The sequence below is a fragment of the Terrabacter sp. 2RAF25 genome (assembly GCF_052115265.1).
Lineage (GTDB): Bacteria > Actinomycetota > Actinomycetes > Actinomycetales > Dermatophilaceae > Terrabacter.
The window spans coordinates 116,317-136,225 of sequence record NZ_JBFRGJ010000006.1; the positions used below are offsets into that span (position 1 = coordinate 116,317).

A 19,909-nucleotide genomic window follows, 5' to 3' on the forward strand; every position below is an offset into this window, starting at 1 on the left:
GCCCCATGCACTACGTCTACCTCGCGGTGCTGCTGTTCGCGATCGGTGCGGCCGCCGTGCTGCTGCGACGCAACGCGATCATCGTCTTCATGGGCGTCGAGCTCATGCTCAACGCGACGAACCTCGCGCTCGTCACCTTCTCCCGGATGCACGGCGCCCTCGACGGGCAGGTCATGGCCCTGTTCGTCATGGTCGTCGCCGCCGCGGAGGTCGTCGTGGGCCTCGCCATCATCATGGCGATCTTCCGCGCCCGCCGGTCGGCCTCGGTCGACGACGCCAACCTGCTGAAGCTGTAAGGAGCGCCGTCCAGAATGGGAACTCTCGTCCAGACGCTCGCGAGCTCGCCGAGCACGCTGAGCACGTATGCCGCGGGGCTCGCCGCGCACGAAGGTGAGGCGCACGCCGCGACCGGGGTGACGGCATACGCGTGGCTGCTCGTCGCGCTGCCGCTGCTCGGCGCCGCGATCCTCCTCCTCGGCGGCCGCCGCACCGACCGGTTCGGGCCCGTGCTCGCGACCTGCCTCTCCTGGGGTGCCTTCGTCGTCGGCGCGGTCGTCTTCCTCTCGATGCTCGGCCGTGGTGCCGAGGACCGCGCCGTCGGCATCGACATGTTCGACTGGGTCGCTGCCGGCGCGTTCAAGGTGAGCGCGGGGCTGCTCGTCGACCAGCTGTCGATGACCTTCGTGCTGCTCATCACCTTCGTCGGCTCGCTGATCCACGTGTACTCCCTCGGGTACATGGAGCACGACCCCGACAAGCGGCGCTTCTTCGCCTACCTCAACCTCTTCGTCGCGGCGATGCTCCTGCTCGTCCTGGCCAACTCCTACCTGCTGCTCTACGTCGGCTGGGAGGGCGTCGGTCTCGCGTCGTACCTGCTCATCGGCTTCTGGAACTGGAACCCGGCCTACGCGACCGCCGCCAACAAGGCCTTCGTCGCCAACCGGGTCGGTGACTTCGGCCTGTCGATCGCGATCATGGTGATGTTCTTCCACTTCGGCGCGGTCGACTTCGCCACCGTGCTCGGTGCGGCCGGCAGCAACGCCAACCAGGGTTTCATGACGGCCATCGGGCTGATGCTGCTGCTCGGTGCGTGCGGCAAGTCCGCCCAGTTCCCGCTGCAGAGCTGGCTCGGTGACGCCATGGCCGGCCCGACGCCGGTGTCGGCGCTGATCCACGCCGCAACCATGGTCACCGCGGGCGTCTACCTCGTCGTGCGTTCCGCGCCGATCTTCGAGTCCGCCCCGACCGCCCAGCTCGTCGTCGTCATCGTCGGCGCCATCACGCTGCTCTTCGGGGCGGTCGTCGGCTGCGCCAAGGACGACATCAAGAAGGCCCTCGCCGCCTCGACGATGAGCCAGATCGGCTACATGATGCTGGCCGCCGGTCTCGGCCCGGTCGGCTACGTGTTCGCGATCTTCCACCTGCTCACGCACGGCTTCTTCAAGGCCGGGATGTTCCTCGGGGCCGGCTCGGTCATGCACGGCATGAACGACCAGGTCGACATGCGCCGCTTCGGTGGCCTGTCGGGCGCCATGAAGATCACGTGGGCGACCTTCGCCCTCGGCTGGCTCGCCATCCTCGGCGTGCCCCCGTTCTCCGGCTTCTGGTCCAAGGACAAGATCATCGAGGCCGCGTTCATCGGCGAGGGCTGGCGGCCGTGGGTCTTCGGCCTCGCGACGCTCATCGGCGCCGGCATCACCGCGTTCTACATGTCGCGCCTGTTCTTCATGACCTTCCACGGCAAGAAGCGCTGGACCGACGACGTCCACCCGCACGAGTCGGGCAAGCTCATGACCGTCCCGATGATGGTGCTCGCCGTCGGCTCGGCCTTCCTCGGCCTCATCATCGGCCCGACGGGCCTGTTCACCTCCTGGCTCGAGCCGGTCACCGGCGCCGAGCCCGAGGGTGCCCACCCGGTCATCGCGGTGCCGGTGCTGATGGCACTGACGCTCATCCTCGTCGCCGGCGGTGTCGCGTTCGCGTGGCTGCGCTACTGGCGCGACGAGGTGGCGGTGACGGTCCCCGCCGGCAACCTGCTGACGCAGGCGGCGCGCCGCGACCTCTACCAGGACCAGGTCAACGAGGCCCTCCTCATGCGACCCGGCATCCACCTCACGCGCTCGCTCGTCTTCGCCGACAGCAAGGGCGTCGACGGTGCGGCCGGTGGGCTCGCCGCCCTCGTGGGCGGCACGAGCTCACGCCTGCGCAAGCTGCAGAACGGCTTCGCGCGTTCCTATGCCCTGACGATGCTCGCCGGTGTCGTCGCCATCCTCGGTGCACTGTGGGTGATCTCCTGATGACGACCATGTCCAGCGTCCCGTGGCTGACGATCGTGGGGCTGATCCCGCTCGTCGGCGCGCTCCTCGTCGCCTTCGTGCCGGGCAGCGCCGAGAACGCCAAGCGGATGGCGCTCGGGTTCTCCCTCGTCACGCTCGTCGTGGGCATCGTCGCCGCGACGCAGTTCGACCGCGGCGCGAAGACCCAGTTCCAGCTCGGTGAGCAGCACTCGTGGATCCCGCAGTTCGGCGTCAGCTACTCGCTCGGCGTCGACGGCATCGCGCTCGTGCTCATCCTGATGGCGCTCGTCCTCACGCCGATCTGCCTGCTGGCGGCCTGGCGCGACGTGCCCGAGGAGGCCGGTCCGCGCGGCGCCCAGCGAACCAAGACCTACTTCGCGCTGCTGCTCGTGCTCGAGACGTTCATGGTCGGGGTCTTCGCAGCCACCGACGTGTTCCTCTTCTACGTCTTCTTCGAGGCCATGCTCATCCCGGTCTACTTCCTCATCGGCCGCTTCGGCGGTGCGCGGAGGCAGTACGCCGCGATGAAGTTCCTGCTCTTCTCGCTGGCCGGCGGCCTGATCATGCTCGTCGCCGTCATCGCCCTCTACCTGCAGGGCCCGGGCGGCAGCGACGGCTTCCTCATCGAGCGCCTCACCGGTCTCTCGCTCGACCCGACCACCGAGCGGCTGCTCTTCGTCGGCTTCTTCTTCGCCTTCGCGGTGAAGGCGCCGATGGTGCCGTTCCACACGTGGCTGCCCGACGCCGCCACCGAGTCGTCGCCGGCCACGGCGACCCTGCTCGTCGGCGTGCTCGACAAGGTCGGCACGTTCGGGATGATCCGGTTCTGCCTCCAGCTCTTCCCCGAGGCGAGCCAGTGGGCGACCCCCGTCGTGGTCGTGCTCGCGGTCGTGTCAGTCATCTACGGCGCGCTGCTCGCGATCGGCCAGACCGACATGATGCGCCTGGTCTCCTACACGTCGGTGAGCCACTTCGGCTTCATCGTCCTGGGCATCTTCGCGTTCACCAACGTGGGCCACGCGGGCTCGACGCTCTACATGGTCAACCACGGCTTCTCGACGGCGGCCCTGTTCCTCTTCGCGGCGATGCTCGTACGCCGTCGGGGCAGCAAGCGCATCCCGGACTTCGGCGGCTGGCAGCGCATCACCCCGGCACTCGCGGGCATCTTCCTCGTCGCGGGCCTCTCGGGCCTGGGGCTGCCGGGTCTGGCGAGCTTCGTCTCCGAGTTCACGGTGCTCGTGGGCAGCTTCCCGACCCAGCCGGTGGCCGCCGTCATCTCGACGGCCGGCATCATCCTCGCGGCGCTCTACATCCTGCTCATGGTCAAGAAGGTCATGACCGGCCCGAAGCCCGAGGGTCTCGTGGGCACCCGCGAGCACGACCGTCTCGACGAGCCGGCCCGCCGCGGCCTCACCGCCGTGCGTGACCTGACGACGCGCGAGAAGGTCGTCGCCGCGCCCCTGATCGCCGCGTTCCTGGTGCTCGGCTTCCTGCCGAACATCGCGCTCAACGTGATCAACCCGGCGGTCAACCAGACCCTGTCGCACGTCCAGAAAGCCATTCCGAACCTCAACCCGGCCGGCACCCTGGCCGAAGGGAGCTCGAAGTGACTGCCGTCGCTCCGCTGGCGCTGCCCGCAGCGTTCCAGCCGTCGAACGTCGACTACCTCGCGATCCTGCCGCTGCTCATCGTCTTCGGCGTCGCGTTGGTGGGCGTGCTCGTCGAGGCGTTCGCGCCGCGCGAGCGGCGTCACACGATCCAGGTCGGGCTCGCCGTCGTCGGACTGCTCGCGGCCGCCGCGTCGATCATCCCCGCGTCCGGGCACCAGGGCGTCACCATGGGCCTGGGCGACGGCGCCACCAGCCGCCAGATGTTCGCCTTGGCCGTCGACGGCCCGGCCCTGTTCATGCAGGGCACGATCCTGCTCATGGGTGTGCTGGGTGTCCTGACGATGGCCGAGCGCTTCGGTGGCACCGGTCCCGACGCCTTCACACCGAGCGGCGCGTCGACGCCGGGCTCGGCCAACGAGACGGCCGCGGCTCGCGCCGGCGCGCTGACCTCCGAGGTCTTCCCGCTGACCATGTTCGCGATCTTCGGCATGATGCTCTTCCCGACGACGAACGACCTCATCGGCATGTTCGTCGCGCTCGAGGTGCTCTCGCTGCCGCTCTACATCCTCTCGGGCCTCGCCCGTCGGCGCCGGCTCCTCTCGCAGGAGGCCTCGCTCAAGTACTTCCTCCTCGGCGCGTTCAGCTCGGCCTTCTTCCTCTTCGGCACCGCCCTGCTCTACGGCTACGCCGGCTCGGTCTACTTCGGTGACCTGTCCAAGGCCATCGCGAGCGGTCCGCTGGCGATGAACGGCCTGCTCGTGCCCGGCGCCTTCCTCGTCTTCGTCGGCCTGCTCTTCAAGGTCGGTGCGGTGCCGTTCCACGCGTGGACGCCCGACGTCTACCAGGGTGCGCCCACCCCGGTCACCGGCTTCATGGCCGCGTGCACCAAGGCGGCGGCGTTCGGCGCGATCCTGCGCCTCGCGTACGTCGGCCTCGACACCGGCCGCTGGGAGTGGACCAACGCCCTCGTGCTCGTCGCCCTGCTGACGATGGTCGTCGGCGCCGTCCTGTCGGTCACCCAGACCGACATGAAGCGCCTGCTCGCGTACTCCTCGATCGCCCACGCGGGCTTCATCCTCGTCGGCGTGCTCGCCTTCGACCGCAAGGCCGTCGGTGCCGTGCTCTTCTACCTCGTCGCCTACGGCTTCTCCACGATCGCGGCCTTCGCCATCGTCTCCCTCGTGCGCCAGAACGGCGCCGAGGCGACGCACCTGTCGCAGTGGGCGGGGCTCGGCAAGCGCTACCCGGTCGTGGCCGGCGCGTTCGCGTTCCTCATGCTCGCGTTCGCCGGCATCCCGCTGACCTCGGGCTTCGTCTCGAAGTTCGCGGTGTTCTCGGCCGCGATCGGCACGGGCGGCGCCACCGGCACCGTCCTGGCCGTCGTCGGCGTCGTCTGCAGCGCGATCACGGTCTTCGTCTACGCGCGCGTCATCGTGCTGATGTTCTTCAGCGACGCGCCCGACGACGCCGTCGAGGTCGTGACGCCGTCGGTGTCGACGACCTTCTCGATCGCCATCGGCACGCTCGTCACGCTCGCGCTCGGCATCCTGCCGTCGGCGCTGCTCGACCTGGCCGACCGGGCCTCGCAGTTCGTCCGATGACGGCCGCTACGCCCGTGCGTGCCCTCGAGGTGCGATGACGACGCACGCCACCCCGCCCGTCCTCGGGATCCCCGGGGCCACCGACGAGCTGTCGGCCCGCCTGCGTGACGGACTCGCTCGCGTCGACGCGCTGCTGACGCAGGTCGTCGACCACGACGACCCCTTCATCGCCGGCGCCTCCGGGCACCTGGTCGAGGCGGGCGGCAAGAGGTTCCGGCCGCTGCTGACGCTGCTCGCCGCCGAGCTCGGCGACGGCATCAACGACGACGTCGTCGCGGCCGCTGCGGGTGTCGAGCTCACGCACCTCGCGTCGCTCTACCACGACGACGTCATGGACGAGGCTGCCGTGCGCCGAGGGGTCGCCTCGGTCAACGCGGCCTACGACAACTCGACGGCGATCCTCGTCGGCGACCTGCTCTTCGGCAAGGCGTCCGAGCTCGTCGCCGGACTCGGCGCCGAGGCGGTCCTCATCCAGGCCCAGACGTTCGTGCGGCTGTGCTCGGGGCAGATCCGCGACGACCGGGCCTGTCCTGAGGGCGTCGACCCGGTCGACTACTACCTCGGCGTGCTGGCCGACAAGACCGGCGTGCTCATCGCCACCGCGGGCCGCTACGGAGTGATGTTCAGCGGCGGCTCGCCTGAGTCGGTCGAGACCATGCGGGCCTACGGCGAGAAGGTCGGCGTCGCCTTCCAGCTCGCCGACGACCTGATCGACATCGCGTCCGACTCCGACGCGAGCGGCAAGGTGCCGGGCACCGACCTGCGCGAAGGCGTCGACACACTGGCCGTGCTTCGCTTCCGCGCCATGGCCGACCCGTCCGACACGACCGACGCCCGGCTGCTCGCACTGCTCGACAGCGACCTGTCGGCCGACGAGGCCGCCGTGGCCCAGGCCCTGGACCTGCTGCGCGCGCACCCCGCGCTCGAGCGGGCCCGCGAGGAGACGTACGCCGTCGCTCGCGAGGCGCAGGCACTCCTCGACCCGCTGCCCGACAGCGACGCCAAGGCGGCCCTGCAGGCCCTGGCCCTCAGCGTCGTCGACCGCGTCGGCTGACCAACGCACCCCGCGGTGTGAGCTCTGCATCGAGTGCCCACTTCCCGACGCGTGACATCGTCGGAAGCTGGGCACTCGACCAGACCTGGGCGTCGAGTGCTTAGTTTCCTACGTGTGTCGTCGTCGGAAGATGGGCACTCGACCAGACCTTGGCGTCGAGTGCTCACTTCCCCACGCAGGTGCGTTCGTGAGACGGGGGCGCCCGAGCGGCTGTACGGGAGGTGACGCTCGGTAGGGTGCGGGGATGCCCCGTCGCACCCCTCCGACGCGGACGGCAGCCAGTCTGTCCGCGGCGACCGCAGACCTGCCCGCTCCGCTCGCCGTCGTCGACCTCGACGCGTTCGACGCCAACGCGACGACCCTCGTGTCGCTGGCGGGCGGACTACCGATCCGCATCGCCACCAAGTCGTTGCGCTCCCGGACGCTCATCGAGCGCGCCCTCGGGCACGACGGCTTTGCAGGCCTGATGTGCTACGCCGTGCGTGAGGCCCTGTGGTGGGCCCGCGACGGGCACGACGACCTGCTCGTGGCCTACCCGAGCGTCGACGTTCCGGCGCTCACCGATCTCGCCTCCGACCCCGCACTCAAGCGCGCCGTGGTCCTGATGATCGACAGCGTCGAGCACGTCGACTTCTTGGCCCGCGAGGTGGCGGGTCACGAGGGCCTGCGCGTGGCTGTCGACGTCGACGCGTCGCTGCGGGTCGGGCCGGCACACATGGGGGTGCGCCGCTCGCCGACCCGCACCCCGGACGACGTCGAGACCGTCATCCGCCGAGCCCAGGAGCGCGGACTCGTCGTCGCCGGCCTGATGTTCTACGACGCCCAGATTGCCGGGTTGCCGGACTCATCGCCTGCAGTGCGCCGGATGAAGAAGGTCTCGGCCAACGAGCTCCTCTCGCGCCGCAGCGACGTCGTCGCTGCGGCCAAGGCTCTCGCCGACCTCGAGGTCGTCAACGGCGGAGGCACCGGCAGCCTGCACGTCACGCACCTCGACCCCGCCCTCACCGAGCTCGCTGCAGGCTCCGGCCTCTACGCCCCGACCCTCTTCGACGGCTACGACGACCTCGCCCTGCGCCCCGCGGCGTACTTCGCGGCGCCGGTGGTGCGTCGGCCCTCCGACGGGATCGTGACGGCATACGGCGGCGGTTACATCGCCTCGGGCCAACCCGGCTGGTCGCGGGTGCCGAGCCCTCTGCCCGACCAGGGCCTGTCGCTCGTGCGCCGCGAGGGCGCCGGCGAGGTGCAGACCCCGCTGACCGGACCGGGGGCCGACCGGCTTTCACTGGGAGATCGGATATGGTTCCGGCACGCCAAGGCAGGGGAGCTGGCCGAGCGGTTCATGGAGTTCGCGCTCGTCAGCAGCGACGGAGGCGACCGTGTCGTCGGACGAGCGGCGACCTACCGTGGTGAAGGACAGTGTTTTGGCTGAGAGCGTGAGCGTGGCGAAGGGCGGCGTCGTCGGCAGCATCGAGTGGACCAACTGGTCGGGCACCGAGACCTCGAGGCTGGCGAGGGTGGCGACGCCGCGCAGTGAGGCCGAGGTCGTCGACGAGTTGTCCCGGGCACGCGTGAACGGCTTGCGAGTCAAGGCGATCGGGGCCGGGCACTCCTTCACCGGTGTGGGCGTCACCGACGGTGTGCAGCTTCGACTCGGCGCGCTCACCGGGGTCACGTCGATCGACTCGACCCGCGGCGAGGCCACCGTCCGGGCCGGCACCCCGCTGCACGTCCTCAACGACGAGCTGGCTGCCTTCGGCTACGCGTTGCCCAACCTCGGCGACATCGACCGACAGAGCCTCGCCGGCGCGATCGCCACCGGCACGCACGGCACGGGCCTGCGCCTCACCGGGCTCTCGGCCGGCATCCGTGCGCTGCGACTCGTCCTCGCCGACGGGTCCGTCGTCGAGTGCTCACCGTCGCACGAGCCGGAGCTCTTCCAGGCGGCCAGGCTCGGGCTCGGCGCCCTGGGCATCGTCACCGAGATCACCGTGGCCGTCGTGCCGGCGTTCCTGCTCCACGCCGTCGAGCGCCCTGAGTCGCTTCTCGACGTGCTCGAGCACGCGGACGTCTCGGCCGAGGCCAACGACCACTTCGAGTTCTACTGGTTCCCGCACACCGACCGCACGCTGACCAAGCGCAACAACCGCGTGCCCGAGGGCACGGCCAGGCGACCGCTCCCGGCTTGGCGCGAGAGGCTCGACGACGACCTGCTCAGCAACCGGTTCTTCGAGCTGACCAACCGCGTGGCGACCCGGCTGCCCCGATCGACGCGCGGCATCAACGCGATCGCGTCGCGAGCCCTCAGCGAGCGTCAGTTCACCGACAGCTCGCACAAGGTCTTCGTGACGGCGCGCGAGGTCCGCTTCATGGAGTCCGAGTGGGCCTTCCCGCGGGCCGCCCTGCGCGACGTGCTGCTCGAGCTGCGCGCCTGGGTCGACTCCCACGACGAGCAGATCTCGTTCCCGGTGGAGTGCCGCGTCGCCGCCGCCGACGACGTGTGGCTCTCGACCGCGTACGAGCGCCACAGCTGCTACATCGCGATCCACAAGTACCACCGGCAGGGCAGGGGCGCCTACTTCGACGCCTTCGAGGCGATCGCCACCGAGCACGGTGGGCGTCCGCACTGGGGCAAGCTGCACACCCGCGACGCCGACTACCTGCGCTCTGTCTACCCCCGCTTCGACGACTTCGTCGCCGTGCGCGACCGCGTCGATCCCGACCGGCTCTTCGGCAACCCCTACCTCGAGCGCGCGCTCGGCGCCTGAGTCACGCGCTGACTCAGGCGCGGGCCGCGCGCTGTCCCTGCCACGCCCGGTGCAGGGCGTCGCGGACGGCGTCGGCGTCGCCCGAGAGGTCGGCCTGCACCTTGGCGTGCGCCTCCCAGCCGGGCGGGACGCCGAAGGTGCCGGGGTATGCCGTCACGAGACGCTCGCGCTCGGCCCCGCCGAGTCGGACCAGCAGGGTTCCCGGCGCGTCCGCTCGCGCGACGAGAAGGCCGTCGACGTACCACGCACGGCGCCCGTCGACCGTGCGCGCCCGGCACCCCTCGAGGGTGTCGAGGTACGCGTCCACGTCGTCCAGCGTCATCGTGCGAGCGTAGCCCGGGCCGGTGTCGGCGGGGCTGCCTCTACGGTGGACAGGGAGCGAGCTCGGCTACGCGCGGCCTGCGCGGCCTCTCGACGTCAGACGCTGCTGTCGGGGCGGGTCATCGAGAGCACGTCGAGCGCCTCATCGAGCTGTTGTTCAGTGAGCTTGCCCTCCGCGACGTGGCCCTGGTCGATGACGACCTCGCGGATCGTGCGGCGCTCCTTGACCGCCCGCTTGACGACTGCGGCTGCCGCTTCGTAGCCGATGTAGCGGTTGAGGGGGGTGACGATCGAGGGGGAGCCCTCTGCGAGCGCACGGGCGTGCTCGACCTCGGCCGTGATGCCGTCGACGCACCGGTCGGCGAGCAGACGTGACGTCGCTGCGAGCAGGCCGATCGACTCGAGCGCGTTCTTGGCCATGACCGGCAGCATGACGTTGAGCTCGAAGTTGCCGGCGGCCCCGGCCGTCGTGATGGCGACGTCGTTGCCGATGACCTGCGCGCACACCATGAGGGTCGCTTCGGGGACGACCGGGTTGACCTTGCCGGGCATGATGCTCGACCCCGGCTGCAGGTCGGGCAGGTGGATCTCGCCGAGGCCGGTGCGCGGGCCGGAGCTCATCCACCGCAGGTCGTTGCAGATCTTCGTCAGGCTGACCGCGACGACCTTGAGCGCCCCCGACAGCTCGACGACCGCGTCCTGTGCGGACTGGGCCTCGAAGTGGTCGACGGCCTCGCGGAACGGGATCCCGGTGACCGCCGCGACACGCTCGATGACCTTGCGGGCGAAGCCCGGGGCCGCGTTGAGCCCGGTCCCCGCAGCCGTGCCGCCGAGCGGGAGCTCGCTCGTCGCGTCGGCCGCGGTGCGCACGCGGCTGGCGCCGAGCTCGACCTGCCGCACGTAGCCGCCGAACTCCTGGCCGAGGGTGACCGGCACGGCGTCCATGAGGTGGGTGCGACCTGCCTTGACGACGTCGGCGAACTCGGCACTCTTGCGGCCCAGCGCCGTTGCGAGGTGCTCGAGTGCAGGCACGAGGTCCGAGACGGCGGCCGTCGTGGCGGCGATGCGCAGGGCGCTCGGGAAGGTGTCGTTGCTCGACTGGCCCGCGTTGACGTGGTCGTTCGGGTGGATGTCGAGGCCGCTGGACAGGTGCGCGATGCGCGCGACGACCTCGTTGACGTTCATGTTCGTCGAGGTGCCCGAACCGGTCTGGAAGACGTCGACCGGGAACTCGTCGTCGTGGTCGCCGGCCGCGACCTCGCCAGCGGCAGCGGCGATGGCGGCAGCACGTTCGCCGTCGAGCACACCAAGGTCGGCATTGACCTCAGCCGCGGCGGCCTTGAGCTGGGCGAGTGCATGGACCACCCCGGCCGGCACCGGCTGACCGCTGATCGGGAAGTTCTCGACGGCCCGCGCCGTCTGGGCGCCCCAGAGGGCGTCGACGGGCACCTGGACCTCGCCCATCGAGTCGTGCTCGGTCCGGAAGCCTGTCGCTGCGACGTCGCTCATGCCCCCATCATGCGCGCCCGGCGGCGGGTGTTGTCGCTCGGCGCCCGAGGGTGAGGTCGGGAGAGGGCACACCACGCTGGCGAGCACCACGTCAGTGTTGCGCGGGGTGCAACAGTGACGAAGGCGCGGTGTGTGGTCACCTGGCGTGCGGTGCTTCCCGGCGGCTACGTCAGTGGTGCGTGGGGTGGAACAGTGACGTAGGCGGGGCGTCTGGTCACCCGGCGGGCGGTGCTTCCCGGCGGCTACGTCAGTGTTGCGTGGGGTGCAACAGTGACGCGGCGGTCGTCGACAAGCTGGGTGGAGGCGCGGGTCGCGTTGCCACGGTTGCCGTGTACGGGACTCAGGGTCGGTGGGTCGAGGCGAGGTCGTCGTGGCGATGGCTCGTTCCCGGGCAGCCTTCCGACCCGGCGCACGACCAGCCCGACTGCACCGGTCGCGTATGCCGTCCGGCGGGCCCCGCGACCTGCGCCCCCGCGGGTCCCTCCTGGGCAGGGGCCGGCCGGCGGGCGGGCTCGGCCGGCGCGGCCACCGGATTGCGGATGAGCAGCCACGAGACGATTCCGCCGGCAACGAGCAGCACCGCGCAGAGCAGCATCGCCGCGCGGTAGGCCGACGAGAACGCCCGCGGGTCGGCGTAGTCGGTGCCGCTCAGCCCGACCGCGGCCGGCAGGGCAGCGACGGCGAGGAGGCTCCCGGCGCGTGCCACCGCGTTGTTGACGCCACTGGCGACGCCGGCATACCGGTCGGGAGCGGCGGCGAGGACAGTGGCGGTGAGAGGCGCGACGAGCAGCACGAGGCCGAGCCCGAAGACGGTGATGCCCGGCAGCACGCCCAGCCAGTAGCTCGACCCCGACCCGACCCCGGCCAGGAGCACCGTGCCGACGCCGCACACGACCGGGCCGAGCGTCATCGGCAGCCTCGGGCCGATGCGAGACGCGAGCTCGCCCCCACGCGAGGCGAGGAAGAGCATGAGGATCGTGACGGGCAGTGACGCCATCCCGGCGAGCATCGGCCCGTAGCCGAGCACCGTCTGCAGCTGGAGGGTCAGGAAGAAGAAGACAGCGCCCAGGGCGGCATACACGAGCAGGGTCATCGCGTTCGCGGCGCTGAACTGGCGTGAGGCGAAGAGGGACGGCTGCACCATCGGGTGCGGTCGCCGCTGCTCCACCACGACGAAGGCCGCCCCGACGGCGAGCCCGAGCGCCAGGACGCCGATCGTGGCCGCTACCCCGAGCGCCTCGTGCTGGATGAGGGCGAAGGTCGTGACGCCGAGGGCGAGCGTGGCGAGAACGGCGCCGAGCACGTCGAAGTGGTGGTCGGCGCGCTCGTCGCGGGTCTCCGGAACGTGCAGCTGGGCGATCCACACGGTCGCGATGCCGAGCGGGACGTTGACGAGGAAGGCCCACCGCCAGCTGGCGTACTGGACCAGCCACCCACCGACGAAGGGTCCAGCGGCAGAGGCGATCCCGCCGAGACCCGACCACGCTCCGATCGCCTTGCCGCGGTCGCCGGGCCGGAACGACGACTGGATCATGGCGAGGCTGCCGGGGGTCAGCAGTGCACCGCCCACACCTTGGAGAACGCGCGCGACGACGAGCTGGCCCGGAGAATGGGCGACCCCGCACGCCGCCGAGGCGAGGGTGAACCACGTGACGCCGATGACGAACACCCGGCGCCGGCCGAAGCGGTCGCCGAGCGAGCCGCCGAGCAGGATGAGTGAGGCGAGGGCGAGCAGGTAGCCGTTGGTGATCCACTGCAGGTCGCTCATGCCGGCGCCGAGCTCCTCGCCGATGCGCACGAGCGCCACGTTGACGACGGTGCCGTCGAGCAGGGCCATTCCTGACCCGAGCACGGCGGCTGCGATGACGAACCGTCCGGTGCGGGAGCCGAGGGCGAGGTCGCTCACGTCAGCAGTCTGTCACCGCCGGCGCCCGCATGAGCCCGGAGGACAGCCTCAACGCGGGCAGTCGTCCACCGGCAGGTCGCGCCGCGCGGCCCGTGCACCCCGGAGGCTCACGAGGGAGTCGACGGTGAGTACCGCGAGCGCGAGCCAGACGATGCCGAAGCCGATCCACCGCTCGCGCGGCAGGTGCTCGCCGAGCAGCAGCACCGCGCACAGCAGCTGCATCACGGGCGTGAAGAACTGGATGAGGCCGATCGTGACCAGGGGGATGCGTCGCGCGGCCGCCGCGAAGCACAGCAGCGGCACGGCGGTGACGACACCGGAGAGCACGAGCAGGGAGGTGTGCACACCGCCGTGGCGGCCGAACTCCAGACCGCCCTGCGCCGACACGACGAGCAGCAGCACGACGGCGACGGGGGCGAGCACCACCGTCTCGACGGTCAGGCCGTGCAGGGCGTCGAGGCTGACGCCGACCTTCTTCTTGGTGAGGCTGTACAGCGCGAACGAGCACGCGAGCGTGAGCGCGACCCACGGCACGCGCCCACCGACGATGCCGAGGAAGGCCGCCGCGACGAAACCGATGCCAACTGCGACCCACTGCATCCAGCGAAGCCGTTCGCCGAGGACGACCACCCCGAGCGCGACGGTGACGAGCGGGTTGAGGAAGTAGCCGAGCGCGGCCTCGGAGGTGTTGCCCGACGTCACGGCCCCGACGTAGACCACCCAGTTGACGGCGATGAGCACGGCCGCGACCGCCGTGCCGGCGAGCAGGCGTGGCCGCCGCAGGAGCGGCCGCACCCAGTCGACGTCGCGCCCGACGAGCAGCAGCACGACGCAGAAGAGCAGGGTCCAGAGGATGCGGTGGGCGAGGATCTCCCACGCCCCCGCGGGCTTGAGGGCGTCGAAGTAGAGCGGGAAGACCCCCCAGATGCCGTATGCCGCGAAGCCGAGCAGGGTGCCGCGTCTGACCTCGCCGTGGGGCGTGCGCCCGGGCGAGCCAGGTGCTGCAGATCGGGTGGAGAACTGGTCGGTGGAGGTCACGAACCCGCCGGGATGCCGACGGTCCACGTGTCGCGCCCCGCGAGCAGGGCGTCGATGTCGGCGTCGGTGATCTCGTTGGTGCGGGCCGAGGCGATCTGCTCGCGCAGTGCGTCGTCGTAGGTGGGGCGCTGCACGTTGCGGAAGATGCCCATCGGCACGTGCCCGAGGTCGGGGCTGTCGAGACGCGAGAGGGCGAACGCGGCGGAGGGGTCCTGCGCGGACACGTCGTGACGCACGATGCGGGCAGGGTCGGCGTCGGCGCGGGCCACGACGGCGAGCGCGCCGCGGTCGTCACGGACCACGACGTTGTCGCCGGCCGCGACCTCCTCGCCGTCGGCGAGGTGCAGGATGCGCGCGGCGGCCTCAGTGCGGTCCTTGAGCACGTCGAAGACGCCGTCGTTGAAGATCGGGCAGTTCTGGTAGATCTCGACGAGGGCAGCGCCGCGGTGCTCGGCGGCGGCACGGAGCACGCCGGTGAGGTGCTGGCGGTCGGAGTCCATGGTGCGCGCGACGAAGCTGGCCTCGGCGCCGAGCGCGAGGGACACGGGGTTGAAGGGCGTGTCGAGCGAGCCCAGCGGCGTCGACTTCGTGACCTGCCCGACGTGCGACGTGGGGGAGTACTGCCCCTTGGTCAGGCCGTAGATCTCGTTGTTGAAGAGCAGGATCTTGAGGTTGACGTTGCGCCGCAGCGCGTGGATGAGGTGGTTGCCGCCGATCGACAGGGCGTCGCCGTCACCGGTCACGACCCAGACCGAGAGGTCCTCGCGCGTCGCTGCCAGGCCGGTCGCGATGGCCGGGGCGCGCCCGTGGATCGAGTGCATGCCGTAGGTGTCGAGGTAGTACGGGAAGCGCGAGCTGCACCCGATGCCCGAGACGAAGACGATGTTCTCGCGCTTGAGCCCGAGCTCGGGCAGGAAGCCCTGGACGGCGGCGAGGATCGCGTAGTCGCCGCACCCGGGGCACCAGCGCACCTCCTGGTCGGAGGTGAAGTCCTTCTTCGTCAGGGCGGTGCCGTCCGCGAGGCGCGGCACGCCGGCGGTGCCGTTGACGCCCGGGGCAGCAAGGGCACCCGCAGCACCCGACGAGCTGAGCGGCATACCGAGTTCGACGGGCAGGTCGGTGGTCACTGGGCGGTCTCCTTCAGGTGCGCGTCGCTGAGGGAGGCGACGGCGGCCGAGATGACGCCGGCGAGCTCGCCCGCCTGGAAGGGCAGGCCCCTGACGGACGTGTGCGACTCGACGTCGACGAGGTACTTGGCGCGGAGCAGCAGCGCGAGCTGGCCGAGGTTCATCTCGGGCACGATGACGCGCTCGTAGCGGCGCAGCACCTCGCCGGTGTTGGCGGGGAACGGGTTGAGGTGGCGCAGGTGCGCCTGCGCGACGCGGGCGCCGGCGTCGCGGGCGAGGCGCACCGCGGCGGCGATCGGGCCGAACGTCGAGCCCCAGCCGAGCACGAGCACGTCGGCGTCGCCGGTGGGGTCGTCGGCCTCGAGCGGGGCGATCGTGTCGGCGACGCCGTCGATCTTCGCCTGGCGCAGCCGCGTCATGTGGTCGTGGTTGTCGGGGTCGTAGGAGATGTTGCCCGTGACGTCGGCCTTCTCGATGCCGCCGACGCGGTGCTCGAGGCCGGGCGTGCCGGGGATCGCCCACGGCCGCGCGAGCGTCTCCGGGTCGCGCAGGTACGGGTGGAAGACGGGCTGGCCCTTCTCGTCGGTCGCGTTGGGCTCGGTCGCGAACTCCACTGCGATGTCGGGCAGCTCGCCCGTGCGCGGCAGCCGCCACGGCTCGGAACCGTTGGCGAGGTAGCCGTCGGACAGGACGATGACGGGTGTGCGGTAGGTCGTCGCGATGCGGACGGCCTCGACCGCGATGTCGAAGCAGTCGGCGGGCGTCGACGGTGCGACGACCGCGACCGGAGACTCGCCGTTGCGGCCGAAGAGGGCCTGGAGCAGGTCGGCCTGCTCGGTCTTGGTGGGCAGCCCGGTGGACGGGCCACCGCGCTGGATGTCGCAGACGATGAGCGGCAGCTCGAGCGACACGGCCAGGCCGATCGTCTCGGCCTTGAGCGCGAGGCCGGGGCCCGAGGTCGTGGTGACGCCGAGCGCGCCGCCGAAGCTGGCACCGAGCGCCGCGCCCACGCCGGCGATCTCGTCCTCGGCCTGCATCGTCGCGACGCCGTAGCGCTTCAGCCCGGCCAGCGTGTGCAGGATGTCGGAGGCCGGCGTGATCGGGTAGCTGCCGAGGAAGAGCGGCAGGTGCGCCCGGTGGGCCGCCGCGACGAGCCCGAGCGACAGCGCGACGTTGCCCGTGACGTTGCGGTAGGTGCCGGCGGGCATCGTGGCCGGGGCGACCTCGTAGGCGACAGCGAAGTCCTCGGTGGTCTCGCCGTAGTTGAACCCGGCGCGCAGCGCGGCGAGGTTGGCCTCGAGGATCTCCGGCTTGTCGGCGAACTTGGCCTTGAGGAACGCCTCGGTGCCGTCCATGGGTCGCGTGTAGAGCCACGACAGGAGGCCGAGCGCGAACATGTTCTTGGCGCGCTCCTTCTCCTTGCGGGTCAGGTCGGTGAACGCCGCGAGCGCCTCGACCGCGATCGAGGTGAGCGCCACCGGGTGCACGTGGTAGCTCTCGAGCGAGCCGTCGTCGACCGGGCTCTCGGCGTAGCCGACCTTGGACAGGTTTCGCTTGGTGAACTCGTCGGTGTTGACGATGATCGTCGCGCCGCGGGGCAGGTCACGCAGGTTGGCCTTGAGCGCCGCCGGGTTCATCGCGACGAGCACGTCGGGGGCATCGCCCGGCGTGAGCACGTTGTGGTCGGCGAAGTGCAGCTGGAAGCTCGACACGCCCGGCAGGGTGCCTTGGGGTGCGCGGATCTCGGCGGGGAAGTTCGGCAGCGTCGACAGGTCGTTGCCCAGCAGGGCGGTCTGTGACGTGAAGCGGTCACCGGTCAGCTGCATGCCGTCACCGGAGTCGCCGGCGAATCGGATGACCACGCGATCGAGCTTCTGGACCAGTTTGGTGCTCATGCTCTGAGTCGTCCTCGAACTTCCCTACGGATTGCCTGCCCGGAGCCCTTTGCGGCGGGCAATTTCCATGCTAGTTCGTGCCTTGTTCAACTTTGCGCACTTGTCATCACGTGGACATCACGGAGTCTCGACACCCGCCCGCCTCGTCACGGCCCGTGGACCGCGCCGCGACCACACGGCATACGGGGACCGGGCATGGATAGGCTGGCCGACATGTCCGGGTACCTCGCCGTCGCAGCGGTGCTGGGGGCAGGCGTCCTGCTCGTCACGGCCGCGATGGTCGCCCGGCGCCTGCTGGCTCCGCGCGCCCCGCACGCGGCCAAGCTGACCACGTACGAGTCGGGCGTCGACCCCGTCGGCGAGGGCTGGGCGCAGACGAAGGTTCGCTACTTCGTCTTCTCCTTCCTCTACGTCGTCTTCGCGGTCGACGCCGTCTACCTCTTCCCGTGGGCGACGGTGATCCGCGACGCCGACCTCGGCCGGGCCAGCCTCGTCGAGATGGCCGTCTTCATCGGCGTCATCGTGCTGGGCCTGGCCCACGCCGCCCGCCGCGGACTGCTGAGGTGGGTGTGATGGCGAGCGACCCCAGCAGCGCCGGCCACCCCAGCAGTGCCGGCCACCCCAGCCGGCCCGTCGACCTCCCGATGCCGACCGTCGGTCCGGCGTCGATGGGCGTGCTCGGCGCTCACGCACCCAAGCCGGTCAAGGTCGTGCTCAACTGGGGGCGGCGCTACTCCCTGTGGGTCTTCAACTTCGGGCTCGCCTGCTGCGCCATCGAGTTCATCGCCGCGTCGATGGGCCGCCACGACTTCATCCGGCTCGGCGTCATCCCGTTCGCGCCCGGCCCGCGCCAGGCCGACCTCATGGTCGTGTCGGGCACCGTCACCGACAAGATGGCGCCGGCCATCCGCCGCCTCTACGACCAGATGCCCGAGCCGAAGTACGTCATCTCCTTCGGCGCCTGCTCCAACTCCGGCGGTCCCTACTGGGACTCCTACTCGGTGACCAAGGGCGTCGACCAGATCGTGCCCGTCGACGTCTACGTGCCCGGCTGCCCGCCGCGCCCCGAGGCCCTGCTGCACGGCATCATCCGCCTCCAGGAGCAGATCGCGAGCGAGCGCCTGTCCACGCAGAAGCTCAAGGGCAGGTATGCCGGCACGCGGGTCGGGAGCGCCGGCGACGTCCGTCGTCCGTTGCTGCAGCGTGGTGCCGTGGCCGGGAGCGGTGACCGGTGAAGGTCACCGGCGTGCGTGACGTCCCGTTCGGTGAGTGGTCGAGCACCGTGCTCGCGCTCCGCGAGGAGGGCTACCGCTACTTCGACTGGCTGACCGCCGTCGACGAGACCGACCGCGGCAGCGAGGGCGGCGGGGGTGGCGACTCGGCCGACGAGCGCGACACGCCCGGCTTCGACGTCGTGTGCCACCTCGTCGACACCCGCGAGCGGGGCCGGCTGCCGTCGGTGATCGTGCGCACCCGTGCCCCCGAGGGCCTGCCGGTGCCGTCGCTGACCGCGATCTTCCGGGGTGCGGCCTGGCACGAGCGCGAGACGCACGAGATGTTCGGCATCGACTTCGACGGCTTCGACGACGGCACCGGTCTGGGGCTGCGACCGCTCCTGCTGCCCGAGGGCTTCGAGGGCACTCCGCTGCGCAAGTCGTTCGTGCTCGCCGCTCGCGCCTCGAAGGCCTGGCCGGGGGCCAAGGAGCCCGGCGAGGGGCACGACTCCGCGCGGGCCCCCGGCCGGCGCCGGGTCCAGGCGCCCGGGGTGCCTGGGCCCGAGTGGGGCCCGAGATGAACCTTGTGCTCGCACCGTGGCTCGAGGTCGTGCTGCGCGCCGCGGCAGTGCTCGTGGCCTTCCTCGTGCTGCCGCTCCTCGTGGGCCAGACCGAGCACAAGGTGATGGCCCACATGCAGGGACGCCTCGGGCCGATGTATGCCGGTGGCTTCCACGGCTGGGCGCAGCTCGTGGCCGACGGGGTGAAGTTCGTCCAGAAGGAGGACATCACGCCCGCCCGGGCCGACCGCCGGGTCTTCCGGCTCGCGCCCTTCGTGGCGCTCATCCCGTACCTCGTGGCGCTCGCGGTCATCCCGCTCTCGCCGAGGGTCGTCGGGGCATCGGTCGAGGCCAGCGTCGTGCTCGTCCTCGCCGTGATCGGCGTCGGCATCATCGGCACGCTCATGGCGGGGTGGGCCTCGGCCAACAAGTACTCCCTCCTCGGCGCGATGCGAGCCGCCGCCCAGCTGGTGTCCTACGAGCTGCCGATGGTCCTCGCCGTCGCGTCGGTGGCGCTCGCGGCAGGCACCCTCTCGCTCGTCGGCATCGGCAACGCCTGGAACCCGTGGTGGCTGCTGTGGCAGCTGCCCGGTGCCGTTGTCTTCCTCGTGGCTGCCCTCGCCGAGCTGCAACGGCCGCCGTTCGACATGCCACTCGCCGACTCCGAGATCGTCTTCGGGGCCTTCACCGAGTACACCGGGCTGCGCTTCGCCTTCTTCCTGCTGGCCGAGTACGCCGGCATCGTCGTCATGTCGCTGCTCTTCGCGGTGCTCTACCTCGGTGGCTGGCACGGCCCCTTCGAGCAGTGGGTCGGCTGGGTGTGGACCCTGCTCAAGGGCTTCCTCGTCGCCGTCGTCGTGATCTGGCTCCGCGTCTCGTGGCCGCGCATGCGCGAGGACCAGCTGCAGCGACTCGCCTGGGTCTGGCTGGTCCCGCTGGCGCTCTTCCAGCTCGCCCTCACCGCCGTCGGCGTGGTGGTGTTCCCCCGATGAGCACGAGGACGGTGAACGCA

General features: G+C 70.9%; 17 protein-coding genes. 11 read left to right on the forward strand and 6 right to left on the reverse strand.

The features are described 5' to 3' along the window. Positions 1–5 precede the first annotated feature (5 nt). From nuoK to AB4091_RS15695, 7 genes are all read left to right on the forward strand, one after another. The gene (nuoK, locus tag AB4091_RS15665) at positions 6–296 is read left to right on the forward strand and encodes an NADH-quinone oxidoreductase subunit NuoK (RefSeq protein WP_425582847.1); all 291 of its coding nucleotides are present in this window, start codon (positions 6–8) and stop codon (positions 294–296) included. Positions 297–311: 15 nt separating this feature from the next. Then, the gene (gene nuoL, locus AB4091_RS15670; protein ID WP_442292684.1) at positions 312–2,297 is read left to right on the forward strand and encodes an NADH-quinone oxidoreductase subunit L; all 1,986 of its coding nucleotides are present in this window, start codon (positions 312–314) and stop codon (positions 2,295–2,297) included. A gap of 8 nt (positions 2,298–2,305) precedes the next feature. Beyond that, a complete protein-coding gene (locus AB4091_RS15675; RefSeq protein WP_442293116.1) occupies positions 2,306–3,907 on the forward strand; it encodes an NADH-quinone oxidoreductase subunit M in 1,602 nt (533 codons plus the stop codon). Beyond that, positions 3,904–5,508 (forward strand): NADH-quinone oxidoreductase subunit NuoN, encoded by a 1,605-nt coding sequence (gene nuoN / locus AB4091_RS15680; protein WP_442292685.1) that lies wholly within the window; start codon positions 3,904–3,906, stop codon positions 5,506–5,508. The genes AB4091_RS15675 and nuoN overlap by 4 nt, the downstream gene beginning before the upstream one ends. A 34-nt stretch (positions 5,509–5,542) precedes the next feature. After that, positions 5,543–6,562 carry a polyprenyl synthetase family protein gene (locus AB4091_RS15685; RefSeq protein ID WP_442292686.1) on the forward strand — a complete coding sequence of 340 codons (1,020 nt, stop codon included), beginning with the start codon at positions 5,543–5,545 and terminating at the stop codon, positions 6,560–6,562. A gap of 244 nt (positions 6,563–6,806) precedes the next feature. Beyond that, positions 6,807–7,991, forward strand: coding sequence for an alanine racemase (locus AB4091_RS15690; RefSeq protein WP_442292687.1), 1,185 nt, complete (start codon positions 6,807–6,809; stop codon positions 7,989–7,991). 4 nt (positions 7,992–7,995) lie between these two features. Next, positions 7,996–9,327, forward strand: coding sequence for a D-arabinono-1,4-lactone oxidase (locus tag AB4091_RS15695; protein ID WP_442292688.1), 1,332 nt, complete (start codon positions 7,996–7,998; stop codon positions 9,325–9,327). A gap of 13 nt (positions 9,328–9,340) precedes the next feature. Here AB4091_RS15695 and AB4091_RS15700 read toward each other — a convergent pair whose 3' ends face one another. The 6 genes from AB4091_RS15700 to AB4091_RS15725 all read right to left on the reverse strand — a co-directional run bounded on the left by AB4091_RS15700 (position 9,341) and on the right by AB4091_RS15725 (position 17,123). After that, positions 9,341–9,649: a hypothetical protein gene (locus tag AB4091_RS15700; RefSeq protein WP_442292689.1), complete on the reverse strand. Its 309-nt coding sequence runs from the start codon at positions 9,647–9,649 to the stop codon at positions 9,341–9,343. 95 nt (positions 9,650–9,744) lie between these two features. Further along, a complete protein-coding gene (locus tag AB4091_RS15705; RefSeq protein WP_442292690.1) occupies positions 9,745–11,157 on the reverse strand; it encodes a class II fumarate hydratase in 1,413 nt (470 codons plus the stop codon). Between the two features lie 340 nt (positions 11,158–11,497). Beyond that, positions 11,498–13,063, reverse strand: coding sequence for an MFS transporter (locus AB4091_RS15710; RefSeq protein ID WP_442292691.1), 1,566 nt, complete (start codon positions 13,061–13,063; stop codon positions 11,498–11,500). 48 nt (positions 13,064–13,111) lie between these two features. Further along, complete coding sequence (gene rarD, locus AB4091_RS15715; protein ID WP_442292692.1) at positions 13,112–14,101, reverse strand: EamA family transporter RarD; 990 nt, start codon at positions 14,099–14,101, stop codon at positions 13,112–13,114. Then, positions 14,098–15,198, reverse strand: coding sequence for a 2-oxoacid:ferredoxin oxidoreductase subunit beta (locus tag AB4091_RS15720; RefSeq protein ID WP_442293118.1), 1,101 nt, complete (start codon positions 15,196–15,198; stop codon positions 14,098–14,100). The genes rarD and AB4091_RS15720 overlap by 4 nt, the downstream gene beginning before the upstream one ends. A 26-nt stretch (positions 15,199–15,224) precedes the next feature. Beyond that, positions 15,225–17,123 carry a 2-oxoacid:acceptor oxidoreductase subunit alpha gene (locus tag AB4091_RS15725; protein WP_442292693.1) on the reverse strand — a complete coding sequence of 633 codons (1,899 nt, stop codon included), beginning with the start codon at positions 17,121–17,123 and terminating at the stop codon, positions 15,225–15,227. Positions 17,124–17,336: 213 nt separating this feature from the next. Here AB4091_RS15725 and AB4091_RS15730 point away from each other — a divergent pair, with 213 nt between their 5' ends. The 4 genes from AB4091_RS15730 to nuoH are packed head-to-tail and all read left to right on the forward strand — an operon-like array spanning position 17,337 to position 19,889. Beyond that, entirely contained in the window at positions 17,337–17,696 is a 360-nt protein-coding gene (locus AB4091_RS15730; protein WP_386051183.1) for an NADH-quinone oxidoreductase subunit A, read from the forward strand. Next, complete coding sequence (locus AB4091_RS15735) at positions 17,696–18,358, forward strand: NADH-quinone oxidoreductase subunit B (protein ID WP_442292694.1); 663 nt, start codon at positions 17,696–17,698, stop codon at positions 18,356–18,358. Before AB4091_RS15730 ends, AB4091_RS15735 begins: the two co-directional genes overlap by 1 nt. Beyond that, positions 18,355–18,918, forward strand: coding sequence for an NADH-quinone oxidoreductase subunit C (locus AB4091_RS15740; RefSeq protein ID WP_442292695.1), 564 nt, complete (start codon positions 18,355–18,357; stop codon positions 18,916–18,918). Before AB4091_RS15735 ends, AB4091_RS15740 begins: the two co-directional genes overlap by 4 nt. A gap of 5 nt (positions 18,919–18,923) precedes the next feature. After that, positions 18,924–19,889, forward strand: a complete 966-nt coding sequence (gene nuoH / locus AB4091_RS15745; RefSeq protein WP_442292696.1) for an NADH-quinone oxidoreductase subunit NuoH — start codon at positions 18,924–18,926, stop codon at positions 19,887–19,889. The last annotated feature ends 20 nt before the right edge of the window (positions 19,890–19,909 follow it).